Origin of the sequence: Streptococcus sp. 1055, from assembly GCF_013276815.1 — a bacterium.
Lineage (GTDB): Bacteria > Bacillota > Bacilli > Lactobacillales > Streptococcaceae > Streptococcus > Streptococcus pseudopneumoniae.
Genome location: NZ_VMLT01000104.1, coordinates 1 through 17,434, shown reverse-complemented (window position 1 = coordinate 17,434; position 17,434 = coordinate 1). Strand labels below are relative to the sequence as shown.

The following is a 17,434-nucleotide window of genomic DNA, read 5'->3' as shown; positions in this document are numbered from 1 at the left end:
TTGTCCTAAAAATCAATCCCTTCCCCAAACTCTTCCACACTATCCGGTACATCACTAAACAAAGTCACATGTCCCATCTTACGATTATGCTTTGCTTCTATTTTACCATACATGTGGAGATGGGCGCTTGGATTTTCTGTGACATATTTTTTAGCGACCTCAACATGCTGGCCGAGAACGTTAAGCATGACGGCAGGCGCATGTAGTTTTATGGCTGGCAATGGTGCTCCGAGAACACCGAGAATATGGGTGTCAAACTGAGAGAAATCACAGGCTTCAATAGAGTAATGGCCTGAGTTGTGTGGTCGTGGAGCAATCTCATTGACAATGATGTCATCAGCTGTCGCAAACATTTCCACACAGAGAGTTCCAGACAAGTTGAGTTGTTCTGCGATTCGCACTGCCATAGCTTTAGCCTTGTCTGCTAGACTTTCAGAAATGCGGACTGGTACGATGGTCTTAGACAGGATATTGTTGCGGTGGATATTTTCCTGAACTGGGAAAAACGTCACCTCCTTGCCATTTCCTGACACGATGACAGAAATCTCAAGGTCAAAGTTGACAAATTCTTCCAAGACGCAGTCTGCTGAGTCTGCTAGCGCATAGGCTGCTTCCAAGTCTGCTTCTGAACGAATAACCTTTTGTCCATGACCATCGTAGCCACCAGTCGCAGTCTTGAGGACATAGTTTTTCGACAAGTCGATATCTGCCAAGTCTAGGCTAGAAGTCACGACCTTGTAGGGTGCCACAGTGACTTGAGCCTTGTTTGACAAAAAGTCCTTTTCAAAAATACGATTTTGCGAAATGCGGAGCAGATCTGTTCCTTGAGGGAGTTGTCCATCCTTGATAACGGCATCCAAACCGTCAGCGTCGACATTTTCAAACTCGTAAGTGAGGACATCGCAACGGTCTGCCAACTGACGGAGGGCGTCCACATCGTTATAAGGTGCCACAATGATTTCCGCCACGCGAGAGGCCGGGCAATCCGCCGCAGGATCCAGCGCGATAACCTTGTGCCCCATGTAGATAGCAGAAATGGCCATCATCTGACCCAGTTGACCGCCACCGATAATTCCGATTGTTTTAGATGAGCTCATTGGTAGACTCCTCTGCGATTTTTCCTTGTTCTTCTGCAAAATCTGCCAAAGCCGTCGCGATAGCTTGATCCTCTACTGAAAGAAGACGGAGGGCAAAGAGAGCTGCGTTAGTCGCTCCAGCTTCACCGATAGCCATGGTCGCAACAGGCACCCCACCCGGCATCTGAACGATAGAATAGAGTGAATCCACTCCACTAAGAGCACGAGACTTGACTGGCACACCAATGACTGGAAGGGTTGTTTTGGCAGCTACCATGCCTGGCAAATGCGCTGCGCCACCAGCACCTGCGATGATGACCTTGATGCCACGGCTACGAGCTTCTTCGGCATGTCTGAACATGAGGTCTGGTGTGCGGTGGGCAGAGACAACCTTCTTCTCGTAGGCTACACCGAAGCGGTCTAGGACTTCTGCTGTTTTTTGCATGGTTACCCAGTCGGATTTTGAGCCCATGATGATGGAAATAATTGGTTTAGTCATAATTTTTCCTTTTTTCTTCTTTTTTGATAATGGTCTTAGGTGGTGGGGACGGAAGCAAACCTTCGGTTTCATTCCTAAACTTTGAGCCTAAGGTCTCAAAGTTTCCCCCTGACCAGAACATTCACTGTTCTGGTCTTTTCACCACGACGACCATTATCGTGTTTGGCGACTACGGCGCGTTATTCTTATATCTTTACTTAATTGCCTTGCTTCCGATATCTGTTCGGTAGAAGAGTCCTTCTATTTTTTGTTGGGATAGTTCTTGGTAGATGCTGGCTTGGGCTTCTTTGACGGTGGCTGCTGTGGTAACGAGCATATAAACTCGTCCGCCGTTTGAGATCAGTGCTCTGCTATTTTCCGCAAACTTAGCCCCTGCATAGTAGGTGATGACATCGCCTTCTGTCTTGGCTGGCAACTCAACGCCCCTTTCATAGTCTAGCGGGTAGCCCTTGGATGCGACAACCACACCCAGAGTCACACCCTTGTCCGTCCACATGATATTTGGCTCCTTGCTATCCAGGATATCTGTGATATTTTGAGCAAAGTCAGAGGTCAAGCGAGGCAAGATAATCTGAGTTTCTGGATCTCCGAACCGAGCGTTGAACTCAATGACTTTGGGTCCATCAGCTGTCAGGATAAGCCCTGCGTAAAGAACTCCCAGATAAGGGCGACCTTCTTTAATCATCCCTTCTAGAACTGGCTTGACAATGGTGTCAACCGCTGTATCAACTACACTCTGTGGTAAGTGTGGAACTGGCGCATAGGCACCCATACCACCCGTGTTAGGCCCTTTGTCGCCATCGTAGGCACGTTTGTGGTCCTGAGCCGTTGGCATGATGTAGAACTTATCACCATTGACAAAGGCAAAGAGTGAAAATTCCTCTCCTTCAAGGAATTCCTCAATAACCACGCGCGCACCTGAGTCACCAAATTTATTGTCCAAAAGCATCTCATGAGCGGCTTCGACCGCTTGCTCAACCGTCTCAGCAACGACGACACCCTTCCCAAGCGCCAAGCCATCCGCCTTGACTACGATAGGCGCACCCTGCTTTTCGATATAGGCCTTTGCTTCCTCGAAATCTGAAAATGTGCCATAGGCTGCTGTCGAAACACCATATTTGACCATGATTTCCTTGGCAAAATCCTTGGACCACTCCAGCTCCGCTGCAGCCCTAGTCGGACCAAAGGCCTTAAGCCCAGCTTGGTTAAAATCATCCACGATACCAGCAGCAAGGGCATCATCTGGACCGATAAAGGTCCAAGCAACATCATTGGCCTTTGCGAAGTCAATCAATTTAGAATGTTCGGAAATAGAGATATTTACCAATTCCAAACCATCCAGAGTCATCCCATCATTCCCAGGAGCTACAAAGACTTTTTCCACGTCTTTTGATTCAAATAACTTTTTAGCAATCGCATGCTCACGACCACCAGAACCGACAACAAGCAGTTTCATTCCTCAACCTCTTTTGCGAATTATTTACCAACATTATATCAAAAAAGTTCGTTTTAATCTTGTTTCAGTTAGCATTTTAAGCCAAAAAAGGAAAGAAACTGTTTTCTTCCCTTTTATCTTCTTAATGTCTAAAATGTCTCACACCTGTAAAGACCATAGTCAAGCCGTATTTATCCGCTGCTTCGATGGATTCTTGGTCACGGACAGAGCCACCGGGCTGGATGATGGCCTTAATTCCTGCTTTGGCGATTTCTTCCACGTTATCCGCAAATGGGAAGAAGGCATCTGAAGCAAGGACCGCCCCGTCCAGACGATCTTTGGCTTGGTCAATGGCAAGGCGAACAGAAGCCACACGGTTGGTTTGACCTGGACCAACACCAAGTGTCATGTGGTCGTTGGTCACGATAATACCATTTGATTTGACGTACTTGATAGCCTTCCAAGCGAACTCAAGAGCAGTCGCTTCTGTCTCGGTTGGCTGACGTTTGGTCACCACTTGCCAGTCAGCTGGGCTTTCCTTGACCACGTCTTGATTTTGCACGAGAAGTCCACCGACTAGACCTGTGTATTCTGCTTCCACTTCGCTAGCCTCTTGAGCATCAAATGGCAAGGCAAGGATGCGCAAGTTTTTCTTTTTGTTGGTCAAAATGGCTAGCGCTTCATCCGTATAGCTTGGTGCGATGATGATCTCGAGGAAAACGCCGTGCATCTTCTCAGCAGTCACATCATCCACCTCACGGTTAAGGACGACAATTCCACCAAAGATAGACACTGGGTCAGACTCATAAGCGTAGGCCCAAGCAGTCTCAATGTCATCAGCCTGACCGATACCGCATGGATTCATGTGTTTGAGAGCCACAACGGTTGGACGATCTTTGAAGTCACGGATGATACGAATGGCAGCATCCGCATCACGGATATTGTTAAAAGACAATTCCTTACCGTTGAGCTGTTTAGCGGATGCAATCGAGTAATCTGTCGGCAAAGCTTTTTGATAGAAATCGGCATCTTGTTGAGGATTTTCACCGTAACGCATTGGTTGCTTGAGGTCATAAGTCAAAGTGAGTTTTTCAGGCTTGCTTTCACCCACTTGAGCTGTGAAGTATTCTGCAATCAAGGCGTCATAAGCCGCTGTGTGACGAAATACTTTGGCTGCTAAACGTTGGCGAGTTTCATAAGAGGTTTCGCCGTTTGCTGCCAATTCATCCAAAACCACAGCGTAGTCAGCAGGATCTACCACAACTGTAACACTGGCATGATTTTTCGCTGCTGAACGAAGCATAGATGGCCCACCAATATCGATATTTTCAACTGCATCAGCATAAGTCACATCTGGTTTAAGGATAGTTTCCTTAAATGGGTAAAGGTTGACCACCACAAGGTCAATGAGCTCAATCTTGTTGTCCTTAGCCGCTTCCAAGTGGCTATCCAAGTCACGACGAGCGAGAAGCCCTCCGTGGATATTTGGGTGGAGGGTCTTCACACGACCGTCCATCATTTCTGGGAAACCAGTCACATCATCGATAGCAATGGTATCCACCCCAGCATTATCAAGGGCAACCTTAGTTCCACCTGTCGAGATAATCTCCCAACCAAGTTTTTTAAGTTCTTGGGCAAATTCAACAATGCCCGCTTTGTCTGAGACGCTGATTAAAGCTTTTTTCGTCATTCTATTCCTCTTTCTTTAGGTCCAAGCGCATAGCGACTTCGTTATTTTCTTCTATAAATCCTGTTTCCTGAAAACCCAAACTAGTCAACAGGTGCTTCATTTTTTCATTTCCAACCACATAATCTGCGATAATATGATTGCAAGTGCTATCCATCTGAGCCTCTTTGATTAGAACTTCCAAGGCTTTTCGACCATAACCTCTTCCTTGGTACTGCTGACCAATCATTATCCGCCAGATAAAGTATTCTGCTTCATCCTTGTCTATTTCCAGCAGGAGAAAGCCAACCACTTGCTTATCCCAATAGATTGCCCTCGGAAACACATCTTCATTTTCCCGGTAGAGCCATGCGTCAGCTAAAGAGCGTACATTTGGAGCCACAAAACGTGCTCGTTCATCAGCTTCAGATATTTTCAAATCCAGCACTGCCTGAAAACTGCTCTCATCTACTAATTTTATCTCAATCATTTTTTCTCCTTTTGAATAAATAGGGTTTTGAGTTGATTAAAGACTAATCCAACTCATATAAAAGGTAGTTATCAAAATTTATGATTCCTTTGAGATAATCTCGGTCTGCTTTAGACAACTCAAATTCTGGAAAAGTCGCAATTAAACTGGACAAATAAAAATAATTCGGGTGCCTACGATAAGAAAAACCCGCTTGACCGAATCTCCCTTGACAGAAATCATAGGCAAGTTTTAATTCTTGACTTGTGACACCATCTAAAATTTTATCTAACTCTGAAAGCTGACTTTTATCAGTATTTTCTATCATAGCTTTCACTGTATTTACTAAAACAAAAAGAAAATCATTAGTATTATCCAGTAGGGTTGGTCTGTTAGATAACTTATTCTTTAACTCCATATAGTAGTGATCAATATTCATTTCTTCCTCTCCACTCCCAAACTATCCAGCACCTCCGGATACAACTTGTACTCTGCCTCATGAATGCGAGTTTCAAAACTGTCAATCGTATCATCAGCTAGTCGTGGCACACGCACTTGTTTGATAACCTTTCCTGTATCCACACCTGAATCCACCCAATGAATGGTCACGCCGCTCTCAGCAACGCCAGCATTCCAAGCATCCTCAATCCCATGAGCTCCTGGAAATTCTGGCAAGTAGGCTGGATGAATGTTGATAATCCGACCTTCATAAGTCGCCAATAAGGTTGGCCCAACAATTTTCATGTAGCCTGCTAGACAAACCAAGTCAATCTGGTGCTCTTCCAAGAGTTCGACAATGGCTGCTTCGTAGTCTGCCTTGCTCTCAAACTCCTTGAGTTCAAAAGCATAGGACAGAACGCCGAGCTTGTCTGCACGTTCGAGCACATAGGCGTCACGATGGTCTGAAAAGACAAACTCTACTGGAAATTGTTCCGCTATCACCTGAAAATTTGAGCCATTACCAGAGGCAAAAACCGCTATTTTTTTCATTTGATGATGACACTTTCGTTTTCTTTCTTGACGATACGACCGATTTCATAGACTGGTTCATCCAACAATTCCTTGACACGACTTACATTTTCAGGGCTAACTGCCAGCATAAGCCCCACACCCATATTGAAGATTTCAAACATTTCTTCATGTTTGATTTTACCATATTTTTCAAGAGCTTTGAAAATAGGAAGCACTGGAACTTTGCTTTCCTCAATCTCAGCAGCCAAGTCAGCTGCAAACATGCGAGGGACATTTTCGATAAAGCCACCACCAGTGATGTGGGCAATGCCGTTGACCAACCCTTCCTTGATGAGTGGTAAGACAGCCTTGACATAGATACGAGTCGGCTCAAGAAGAACTTCCTTAAGTTTCTTACCTTCCAATTCTGGCAAGATTTCCTCACCTGTATAGTCAGCAAAGACACGACGAACGAGAGAGTAACCATTGGAATGAATCCCACTTGAAGCAAGTCCAAGAAGAACATCTCCCTCTGCCACTTTTGAACCGTCAATGATTTGAGATTTTTCAGCCACACCGACCGCAAAACCAGCCAAATCATAGTCATCTTCGCCATACATGCCAGGCATTTCAGCTGTTTCCCCACCGATAAGGGCAGCGCCTGCCTGCACACAGCCCTCTGCCACACCAGCAACAACTTGTTCTAGCTTAGCTGGTTCATTCTTCCCTGTTGCTACATAGTCAAGGAAATAGAGGGGCTCCGCACCTGCAGCAATGATATCATTGACACACATGGCCACACAGTCCTGACCGATGGTATCGTGTTTGTCGTACTTGATGGCCAGCATGAGCTTGGTTCCGACACCATCAGTTCCTGAAATCAAGACAGGTTCTTTGACACCTGTTTTTGAAAGGTCAAACATACCACCAAAGCCTCCCAGAGCTCCCATGACACCTGCACGCTCCGTACGAGCCACGTGCTTTTTAATCCGTTCAACAACTTCATAACCCGCTTCAACATCCACACCAGATTGAGCGTACGCATTTTTATTTGCCATTTTATTTTTCCTTTTCTTTTTTTGGGAAAGACTGCGACGTATTTTTAGATAAACAATTATTTTATCTAAAAATACTAGTCAGGTCTCTAGCTTTGGTCCCATAGGAGAAAGCGTCTACTGACAAATGCTTTAACTTTTAGTCAGTAGTGAGACGTGAAGCATAAGCATTCTTATTTGTCATTTTTATATTCCTTTTCTTTAATGGAGAATCTGTCATCTATTTGTAAAAACTGGTCTTTTCTTCCAAACTTCGACGATAGTCTTCTTCATAGTCGTAGAGAGGCGTTGGGTAATCACCGTCAAAGTAAGCGACACAGAGACCGCCATTTGGCGCATCCGTTTCAATACCAATTGAATCAATCAACCCTTCAACAGAAAGATAAGTCAGACTGTCCGCACCAATGATTTGGCGAGTTTCTTCAACAGTATGATTGGCCGCAATTAGCTCCTGACGGGTCTGGATATCAATCCCGTAGAAGCATGGATAAGCAAGCGCTGGACTACCAATGGCAACGTGAACCTCAGTCGCACCAGCTTCTTTCAAGAGCTGAACGATACGACGAGAGGTTGTTCCACGTACAATAGAGTCATCAATCATAACCACACGCTTGCCTTTTACAACGCCTGAAACAGCAGAGAGTTTCATCCGCACCCCTTGCTCCCGCAATTCTTGAGTCGGTTGGATAAAGGTACGTTGGGTGTATTGGTTCTTGATGAGGCCCATTTCATTTGGTAGCCCAGACTCTTCCGCAAATCCCATAGCTGCGCTGAGGGAAGAATTGGGTACACCGACTACAATATCCGCCTCATGCTTGAATTCTCGCGCCAATTGGGCACCCATACGTTTACGTGCCGTATGGACATTGACACCATGAATGTTAGAATCAGGGCGGGCAAAATAGATATACTCCATAGAACAGATTGCTAACTGAGTATCATCTGTATAGCTGTCATACTGAATGCCCTCGTCATCAATAATCACAATCTCACCTGGCTTCAAATCACGAATCCACTCTGCACCAATGACCTCAAAAGCACAGGTCTCAGAGGAAATAACCACCGCTCCGTTGGCCATTTTCCCGATAGAAAGCGGACGGAAACCATTGGGGTCAAGAGCCGCAATCAACTTGTCCTCAAACAGCAAGATATAGGCAAAACCACCTTTAACTAGGCTGAGTGCCTCCTTGATTTTGCCCATCAAGTTCGGATTATGGCTGCGACGAATGAGATGAGCCAAGATTTCCGAGTCCGAAGTCGCGCTGAAAATCGCGCCTCTTTGTTCCAATTCTTTCTTGAGAGAGGCCGCATTGGTCAAGTTTCCATTATGAGCCAATCCAAACTGCATATCGTGAAAACGGAAGAGGAAAGGCTGAATATTATCTACAGAAGCTTCGCCAGCAGTCGCATAACGCACATGACCAATCGCACTAGTTCCTGTCAATTTATCCAAATTAACTGGATTTCTGAAGACTTCTGATAAAAGCCCCATGTCACGATGGCGCTTCAATTGTCCCTGATCATTGGAGAGGATTCCTGCCCCCTCCTGACCACGGTGCTGAAGACTGTGGAGACCAAAATAGGTCAATTTAGCAGCATCTGGATGTCCCCAGATACCGAAAACACCACATTCTTCATTAAGAGATTTTACTTCGTATGTCATTTTTATACCTAATTTTCATTTGTGTATCATTCCTTCAGTAGAGCGGAATGATACGGTAGGAGCTCCTTCACTCGCAAAACAAAACATTTGCAATCATCATGACCTAGATCTACATGACTTTTACATTATTGATACTATCTATTAGAAAATCTGCAAGTCTTATTTTCCAGTAAAGTATTTAACCGCTGACGCGAACAGGTGCTGGTCTTTATTTCCTGGGATATTTTGGAAAAGACCTTCCTCATAACGTTCTGAGTGGCCCATCTTACCGATGATTTGGCCGTTCTTGCTGGTAATTCCTTCGATGGCATGGACAGAACCATTCGGATTGTACTTAGAGTCCATACTTGGTTTGCCGTCAAAGTCAACATATTGGCTAAAGATTTGACCATTGTCACGGAGCTCTGCAAATTCCTCAGCTGTCACGACAAACTTCCCTTCACCGTGCGAAACAGGAATGGCATGAATCTCACCAACTTCCACTCCAGCAAGCCATGGTGAGTTAGTATTGGCAATGCGAGTTTCCACCATCTTGGCCACGTGTTGGTTGGCATCATTGTAGAAGAGGGTTGGGCTAGTACTGCTGGCCTCTTCGAAGTTCCCGTATGGAAGAAGACCTGATTTGACCAAGGCCTGGAATCCATTACAGATACCGATAATCAAGCCACCACGGGCAATAAAGCTGTCAATAGCCACACGGACTTTTTCATTGAGCAGGATGTTGACAATAAACTTAGCGGATCCATCTGGCTCGTCCGCAGCTGAGAATCCACCTGCAAAGAAGAGAATGTTAGCCTTACCGATGTTGTCAACCATGGTTTCAACTGACTTGACAATGGCTTCTTCATTGAGTGTCACGAATGGCACCAAGTTAACCTCTGCACCTTCTTTCTCAAAGGCCTTGGCTGAGTCATATTCTGAGTTGGTTCCTGGGAAGACTGGGATGTAAACCACAGGTTTTTCAACCTTTTCTTTGGCTTTAATCACAACATCTGATACCACAGCTGGTACTTCAGCTAGTTCTTTAGCTTGGGCAAACTCTGTTGGGTAAACTTCTTCCAATTTGCCTTGGAAAGCACTGTCAAGCTTGTGTCCATCTAGCTTCACACCGTTGACAGTCAGTGTAAAGGCTGCTTTCGTTTGTCCAATCTTCTCTAATCCAGCAATTTCTTCAGGAGAAGTAAAGACAAATCCACCTAATTGTGCTGTCAAAGCCGTTTCTAGTTCAGGCAAGGTTACCTCTGCACCGATATGACTTCCAAAAGTAGCAAGTGCCAAACTTTCAACTACACCACCGTATTTGACAGCTGATGCAGATGTCACTTTATGGTCAGCTTGGATGGCTTCAAACTGAGTAAAATTTTTCTTAATCAAGTCAAAATCAATCTCTGCAGAGAGGGCTTGGCCTGGGATGTAGTAGATGTTTTCACCAGCATTCTTGAACTCTGGCGAAAGCACCTTACGGCTATCTGCCGTCGTCACTCCAAAGGCTACCAAGGTTGGTGGCACTGTCAATTCTTCAAAAGTACCAGACATAGAGTCCTTACCACCGATAGATGGCAAACCAAGCTGAATTTGTGCCTCGATAGATCCTAGGAGAGCTGCTACTGGCTGACCAAAACGCTCTGCTTGTTTATCCATGCGCTCGAAGTACTCTTGGTAAGAGAAACGAGCCTGAGACCAGTTGGCACCAGCAGCCACCAAACGAGCAGTTGCTTCGATCACCGCATAGGCAGCACCGTGATATGGAGACCATTCAGCTACATATGGGTTGAAACCTTGAGCCATGACTGACGCAGTATGAGTTACTCCATGTTGAACTGGCAATTTTTGTACAGAAGCCTCAGTTGGTGTGAGTTGGTAGCGACCACCAAGTGGGTGATTGACCGTTGAACGACCGACAGAACAGTCAAAGATAGTCTGTAATCCTTTTTGACTCGCATGGTTGAGATCAGACAAGACTTCAAGAGTATCCGCTTCAAGGGTTTCAGCAGATGTTTGACGTTCTTCTGGGAGTTTGACATCCTTGTCCACAACCTTAGCATCGACGACCACGCGCACACCATTGGTGTCAAGGAAACGACGTTCCAAGTCCACGATTGTCTCACCATTCCAGTGCATGACTAGATTTGGTTTTTCCGTCACTGTCGCAACCACAACAGCGTCAATATTCTCTTTGTTACATTCTCCAACAAAGGCATCTACGTCCTCAGGACGAACCACGACTGCCATCCGTTCTTGAGATTCAGAGATGGCAATTTCTGTACCATTCAAGCCTTGGTATTTAAGAGGCACCTTGTTAAGGTCGATTTCAAGACCGTCTGCCAATTCACCGATAGCCACACAGACTCCACCAGCACCAAAGTCATTAGATTTCTTGATAAGACGAGTGACATTGCCATTACGGAAAAGGCGTTGAATCTTGCGTTCTTCGATAGCATTCCCTTTTTGAACCTCAGCACCAGCAGTCTCTACAGACTCAACTGTTTGAACTTTAGAAGAACCTGTCGCACCACCGACACCATCACGTCCAGTCTTACCTCCCAGAAGGATAATGACATCACCCGCTTCCGGTTTTTCACGGACAACATTGCCCTTGGGAGCCGCACCAACAACGGCACCAAGCTCCATGCGTTTAGCTACAAAGCCTGGGTGAAAATACTCACGAACATAGGTCGTCGCAAGTCCAATCTGGTTACCATATGAAGAATAACCATGAGCCGCTGTTTTAGAAATAACTTGTTGTGGCAATTTACCAGCACGCGTTCCCGAAATCGGTGCTGTAATATCACCCGCACCTGAGATACGCATAGCTTGGTAGACATATGAACGACCTGACAATGGGTCACGAATGGCTCCACCGATACAAGTAGCAGCCCCACCAAATGGCTCAATCTCAGTTGGGTGATTGTGGGTTTCGTTTTTAAACATGAGGAGCCATGGTTCTTTCACACCATCAACGTCCACTTCGATTTCTACTGAGCAAGCATTGATTTCATCAGACACTTCCATGTCGTCCAAACGTCCATTAGCACGCTCATAACGACCGAAAATAGTCGCCATATCCATCAAGGTTTGTGGTTTTTCCGTACGTCCCAACTCATCACGCATGGCAATATACTTGTCATAAGTTGACTGCAATTGTTTTTGGAATTTAGAAGCTGAGAAATCAATCTGCTTTAACTCAGTCTCAAAAGTCGTGTGACGGCAGTGGTCAGACCAGTAAGTGTCCAAAACCTTGAGTTCCGTCTCAGTTGGCACGCGCCCCATTGACTTGAAATAGTCTTGGATAAAGAGCAAATCATCCACTTCCATGGCCATCCCTTGCTCAGCCTTGTAGCGAGCAAAGTCTTCTGCTGTATAGCTTTCAAAGAAAGTCAATTTCGGAATGGTCTTGTCTGACTCTGAAAATTCCTGCTTGACAATCCCTGTTGTGATGTTCTTGAAACGAGAATCAACTGGGTTGAGCAGATAGTTCTTGACCGCTTCCAACTCAGTCGCATCAATATCTTTATTCACCAAGTAAAGTTGGGCTGTATTAACCGTTACATCACTCGAACTTCCTAGTAAAAGCAAGGCTTCCTGTGAAGATGCTGCACGCTGGTCAAACTGCCCTGGTAGGCTTTCAATCGCAAAGAAAGCATAGTTGGCAAGATCCGCCTGCACAGCCGCTTCGTCCAAAACATGGTCTGTCACCTGCTCAGAGAAAATGTGTTTCTCTGCAGGTGCAAACAGGTCCTCTGACAAATCAAATACATCATACACTTGCACAATACGAATACTTTTCAAGCTTGAAAGTCCCAAGCTATGCTGGAGTTCTCTAACCAAACTCTCTGACTTGACCTGAAAATCAGCCTTTTTTTCAACAAAAATACGTTTATCCATCAATTCTTATTCCTTTATTTAAGCTCTTGCAATGTTCCCAAACAGCCTTGAGGCTGTTATTTCAATTCCTGCAACTTTTCCCAGACAATCTCGTAAACGTCTGTTAGTTCTCCCAATCCCCTACGGAGTGAAAAGGTCTGGGGAACCTTTTCAAACTGAGTCCTTTTAGTTGAGAGACGAAGGTTTTCCGTTGCAAACAGATTATTTCAAACCTTGCAACTTCTCCCAGACCACTTCGTAAACGTCTGTTAGTTCTCCCAATCCTCTACGGAAAACATCCTTATCCATGTGGTTGCCATCCGCATCCCACAAGCGACAGTTATCTGGTGAAAATTCATCTGCCAAGATAATCTTGCCATCCTTGTCAAAACCGAACTCTAGCTTAAAGTCAATCAACTTGAGGCCAATCTCAGCAAACCAGACCTTCAAAAGTTCATTGATACGACGAGTTTCTTCCTTCAAGTAGGCGATTTGCTGGTCATCCGCAATCTGTAGGAATTTCACATGTTCGTCATTGATAAACGGGTCATCCAAATCATCATTTTTATAGTAAAATTCGACAATCGGAGTCTCAAATGCGATTCCTTCGTCTACACCAAAACGTTTTGAAAAGGAACCAGCCGTGTAGTTTCGGAGCACGACTTCCAAAGGAATAATCTTAACCTTTTTATTGAGTTGCTCCGTGTCTGAAAGCTTCTCCACAAAGTGAGTCGCTACACCAGCTGCATTTAACTTCTCAAAAATAAAAGATGAAATCTGATTATTCAAGACTCCCTTACCTGCAATCTGCTCCTTCTTGACACCATTGAAAGCAGTCGCCTGGTCCTTGTAAGTTGAAATAATAAGATTTTCATCCTCTGTTGTATAGATATCTTTAGCTTTTCCCGAATAGATCAATTGTTTTGACATTTTAAAGTTCGCCTTTCGTATTACTTGAGCACATTCTACCATAAAAAACCAAAAAATACAAGAATTTAACCGAATAAATAGCGTAGTGACGTCAAAAATCATAAAGAAAAAACTGCAAGAAACATCTTTCTCACAGTTTTAAAATCATTTAACTCTAAAAACACGAACATTACTCTTTGTTCAAAAATTGATCCAAATAATAACGCAGATAACTTTTCTTGCCCGTAATCATCTGCAGGCGACCTTCCACCCCATATCGAAGTTTTTCAGCCTGCTCCGAAGTTAGATTAGTCTCCGCCTCGATTTTAAAGAAATTCCCTTTCTCAGTCTTAGTAGCTGTCGCATCAATACTTGTAATAGTAGAATCTAGGAAAAATTGATTCTTGGCATCATGAGTCGTAGTATAGCGAACAGAATCACCGACCTTGATCCTTGCTACATCTTTCGAACTGAGATAAGCTGTAAGTTTGGCTTTCCCTTCTTTTTCCAAGGACGGATAGAGTTGGGCTAGTAAGGCACCTTCTGCAACCATGCTAGAATCACTGGTCTCAGGATTGAGATGAAGTACCCCATCCTCACTCGCCGTAATTTTCCCCTTGTCTAAAAGATTTCCCTGTACCTTCTTACCTGACTCTGCTTCCAAGATTTTCTGGTCTAGAAGGGTCAATTCCTGACCAACCTTTGCCAAGTGTTGGGATTTGAGAGACTCCAATTGACTGCTTAAACCAGACGCGTAGGCTTGCTGGGTACCTGAACCTGCATACTGAACACGGTAAGTAGCAAGACTAGATTCTAACTGAGAAAGTTGCGCTTCAACCTGCGCAACAGCCTGAGCTTTAGCTTGCGGATTTTCCTCACCCTGAGACTTGTAGGACTGGTAGAGAGAGTAGGCTAGATTCTGACTGGCCAAGGAAGCACCTGTTTCAATAGCTGACTTAGCTGTCTGGTAATCGCGAATTTTAGCCTCTGTTTGACTGATGAGGTTCCCGATTTCAGCTTGGGTTTGGCTAGCTGTTGCATTCTGGGACGCGATGGTCTCATTTTGTTGCGATGTACTAGCCCTAAGACTACCTGCTTGGCTGATGTAGTCGCGAAAGGTGGCTTGGTAGCCAAATTTATCCTCCTCTGGAAAGTGGTTCTCCCCTTCTTGCAGGCTCTTTTGCAGATACTCCAATTGCTTTTTTTGATCCTTGAGCATGTCCAACTGACTGGCATAGGACTCCGCTTGGACACCCTCTGCCCCTTCTTGATATTGAACCAACAGTTCTCCCTTTTTAACCAGCTTATTTTCTTCCAAATGATTGACAAGAATACGATTGTTGCTAGTTGACTGGATATTTGCAAGGATACGACTAGGCTCGACAGTAGCTCTAGTAGACAAACTCATCTCCTTCTCTGCAAATGTTGCAAATCCAAGTAAAAACACAAGCAGAAGGGACATGGGGACAATCACCCGACTGGAAAAATTATGGTAACGACGATTATAAAACTCCGCACTTTCTAAAAATTCTGGTTTCATCCTCTCCTCTTTCTAGCTATTCACCAAATGGGCGTAAAAGCCACCCTGTGCAAGCAAATCAGCATGCTTTCCTTCTTCAACAATCTTGCCCTGATCCAAGACAACAACCTTCTCTGTCCGCTCAGCAATGGTCAAGCGGTGGGCGATGAAAATCAAGGTCTTGTCTAAAGCCATAAGATTATCGACAATCCGCTTCTCAGTCAAAATATCCAAACTGCTGGTCGCTTCATCCAAAATCAAGACCGGTGCATCTGTCAAGAGAGCACGCGCCAGAGCGATTCTCTGCCGTTGACCACCTGAAATCCCTGCCCCATCCGAAGTCAACTCTGTCTGGTAATTCAGTGGCATGCGCTCAATGTCCTCCCGAATCTCTGCCAATTCAACCGCCCGTAAGATGTCTTCCTGTGTCGTCCCCTCCTTGGCTCCCAAAAGAAGATTGTCCAAAATCGTTCCGTTAAAGACATAGGGCTGTTGAGGCAGATAGTTAATGTACTGGCGCAGGGCTTTTTTATCAATCTGATTGAGATTGACACCACCCAGACTAATCTCTCCCTGACTTGGGTCGTAAAAATTAACCATCATCTTGGCCAAGGTCGTCTTACCTGACCCTGAAATCCCCACAAAAGCCACCTTAGAGCCTTGAAGAATGGTCAAATTGATATCCGACAAGACATCTCGACCATAGCCATACTTATAGTAAACCTGCTTGAAAGTCATCTCTCCCTTCATCAAGCTCAAATCCTCAACTGTTTTCTTCTCCTCAAACTCCGAAGCTACCAGATACACTTCATTTAAACGGTTATTGGCAACCTGCGCTGTCTGAAGCTTGGTTTGCAGATTGATGATATTTTCCAAAGGATTGGTAAAGTAAACAAGCAAGGTATTATAGGTAATCAACTGCCCCAAACTCATCTTGCCATCCATGACCAGAATAGCCCCCATCCAGAGAATGCCGACATTGAGCAAGAGATGGGCAACTTTTTTCAGAGCCTTTTGCTGACTCTCTGCCCGACTATAGGTAAAGGATTTCTTCAGATAATCCACAAATTCTTTGTCAATCTTTTGGTAACGCTGACTTTCACTGGTCAAAGACTTGATAGTCTCAATACCGTTGATGTCCTCAATGATAGAAGAAGACAGAACCGCATTGGCTTCCATGGTGTCCCGATTCATCTTTTCAAACGGCTTCATAAAAGCAAAGATAATCACTGTGTAGATAGGCAGCGCCAATAAGGTCATGAAAAAGAGATTGGTATTTTGTGAAAATAAAACAAGGGAAATAATGACAACCGTTGACACATCTAGGAAAATCGAAAGGATGGTCGAAGCCAGCGCATCGATAATACTGTTAGCATCTGTAAAACGAGAAACGATTTCCCCTGTCCGACGTGTCGCAAAAAAGGACATGGGCAAGTGAAAAACATGCTTGATATAGGACAAAATCACATCAATCGACAAGCGTTGCCCCAAAACAAGTAAGAGATACTCCTGAGCGTAAGACAAAATCTGCTGGAGAATATAGACGATAACCAGCCCAATAGAAATAATCCCAAGCGTCGAACGCATCTGATCTGGCACATAGGTATCAATGATAGACTGCAGATAATAAGAACCCACAATGTTAATCAAGGTTACCAAGAGTGTTGCCAAAACGATATTGGCAATCAAGCCACGCTGCTTCACTAATATAGGGATAAAAGAGAGCAGACCATTCTTTTGATCCTTATGAGGCTTGTAGTCTGGACTAGGTGCCATAAAAAGAGTCACTCCTGTCCATTCTTCCGCAAAACGCTCACGTGGCAGTTTGGTCAATTTCACCCCAGGATCTGGATCGGCAATATGAATGCTATCCTTATCCTGCCCAGTCACCACATAGTAGTGGAGCAATTTTCCTTCCTTAAGAACATGGGCAACAAAAGGAAAAGTCAAATCTGGCAAGTCAAAGAGCGTCATATCCGCCTTAATGGCTCGCGTCTCAAAACCAATTTCCTCTGCCACCTTGACCAAGCCCAAAGCCGTCGTCCCATCCATAGTCGTCTTAGCCAATTCTCGCAAGTGAGCCAAAGAATAATAACTACCATAGTAGCCAAAAACCATAGCTAATGAAGCTACACCGCAGTCCATCTGATCCACCTGCGGACGATAGTGACGTTTCCCAAATTTCATCTTCATCTCCTTTTTCCTAATACTCAATGAAAATCAAAGAGCAAACTAGGAAACTAGCCGCAGGCTGCTCAAAACACTGTTTTGAGGTTGTGGATAGAACTTACAGAGTCAGTATCACATACCTACGGCAAGGCGAAGCTG

Annotated in this window: 14 protein-coding genes; all 14 read right to left on the bottom strand. The window is 44.7% G+C overall.

All coding sequences use genetic code 11. The annotated features are described in order from the left end of the window. Positions 1–5: 5 nt before the first annotated feature. Positions 6–1,097 carry a 5-(carboxyamino)imidazole ribonucleotide synthase gene (purK, locus tag HT699_RS08855; RefSeq protein WP_172934285.1) on the bottom strand — a complete coding sequence of 364 codons (1,092 nt, stop codon included), beginning with the start codon at positions 1,095–1,097 and terminating at the stop codon, positions 6–8. Continuing rightward, positions 1,084–1,575 carry a 5-(carboxyamino)imidazole ribonucleotide mutase gene (gene purE, locus HT699_RS08850; RefSeq protein WP_023935452.1) on the bottom strand — a complete coding sequence of 164 codons (492 nt, stop codon included), beginning with the start codon at positions 1,573–1,575 and terminating at the stop codon, positions 1,084–1,086. Before purE ends, purK begins: the two co-directional genes overlap by 14 nt. Positions 1,576–1,768: 193 nt before the next feature. Next, complete coding sequence (purD, locus tag HT699_RS08845) at positions 1,769–3,031, bottom strand: phosphoribosylamine--glycine ligase (RefSeq protein ID WP_054392662.1); 1,263 nt, start codon at positions 3,029–3,031, stop codon at positions 1,769–1,771. A 121-nt stretch (positions 3,032–3,152) separates the two neighbouring features. Continuing rightward, positions 3,153–4,700: a bifunctional phosphoribosylaminoimidazolecarboxamide formyltransferase/IMP cyclohydrolase gene (purH, locus tag HT699_RS08840; RefSeq protein ID WP_054392664.1), complete on the bottom strand. Its 1,548-nt coding sequence runs from the start codon at positions 4,698–4,700 to the stop codon at positions 3,153–3,155. A 1-nt stretch (position 4,701) separates the two neighbouring features. Next, positions 4,702–5,166, bottom strand: coding sequence for a GNAT family N-acetyltransferase (locus HT699_RS08835; RefSeq protein WP_023932915.1), 465 nt, complete (start codon positions 5,164–5,166; stop codon positions 4,702–4,704). Positions 5,167–5,209: 43 nt separating this feature from the next. Then, entirely contained in the window at positions 5,210–5,584 is a 375-nt protein-coding gene (locus HT699_RS08830; RefSeq protein WP_001017821.1) for a hypothetical protein, read from the bottom strand. Then, positions 5,581–6,135 (bottom strand): phosphoribosylglycinamide formyltransferase, encoded by a 555-nt coding sequence (gene purN, locus HT699_RS08825; protein ID WP_000717510.1) that lies wholly within the window; start codon positions 6,133–6,135, stop codon positions 5,581–5,583. The genes HT699_RS08830 and purN overlap by 4 nt, the downstream gene beginning before the upstream one ends. Further along, positions 6,132–7,154, bottom strand: a complete 1,023-nt coding sequence (purM, locus tag HT699_RS08820; protein WP_001284585.1) for a phosphoribosylformylglycinamidine cyclo-ligase — start codon at positions 7,152–7,154, stop codon at positions 6,132–6,134. The genes purN and purM overlap by 4 nt, the downstream gene beginning before the upstream one ends. A gap of 217 nt (positions 7,155–7,371) precedes the next feature. Continuing rightward, positions 7,372–8,814, bottom strand: a complete 1,443-nt coding sequence (gene purF, locus HT699_RS08815) for an amidophosphoribosyltransferase (protein ID WP_138700230.1) — start codon at positions 8,812–8,814, stop codon at positions 7,372–7,374. A gap of 159 nt (positions 8,815–8,973) precedes the next feature. Next, the gene (locus HT699_RS08810; protein ID WP_172934284.1) at positions 8,974–12,699 is read right to left on the bottom strand and encodes a phosphoribosylformylglycinamidine synthase; all 3,726 of its coding nucleotides are present in this window, start codon (positions 12,697–12,699) and stop codon (positions 8,974–8,976) included. 56 nt (positions 12,700–12,755) lie between these two features. Next, complete coding sequence (locus HT699_RS12200) at positions 12,756–12,899, bottom strand: phosphoribosylaminoimidazolesuccinocarboxamide synthase (protein WP_078374291.1); 144 nt, start codon at positions 12,897–12,899, stop codon at positions 12,756–12,758. Between the two features lies 1 nt (position 12,900). Then, complete coding sequence (gene purC, locus HT699_RS08800; protein WP_049544730.1) at positions 12,901–13,608, bottom strand: phosphoribosylaminoimidazolesuccinocarboxamide synthase; 708 nt, start codon at positions 13,606–13,608, stop codon at positions 12,901–12,903. Between the two features lie 169 nt (positions 13,609–13,777). Further along, complete coding sequence (gene comB, locus HT699_RS08795; protein WP_172934283.1) at positions 13,778–15,127, bottom strand: competence pheromone export protein ComB; 1,350 nt, start codon at positions 15,125–15,127, stop codon at positions 13,778–13,780. A 12-nt stretch (positions 15,128–15,139) separates the two neighbouring features. Beyond that, complete coding sequence (comA, locus tag HT699_RS08790; RefSeq protein WP_138707118.1) at positions 15,140–17,293, bottom strand: peptide cleavage/export ABC transporter ComA; 2,154 nt, start codon at positions 17,291–17,293, stop codon at positions 15,140–15,142. Positions 17,294–17,434 lie beyond the last annotated feature (141 nt).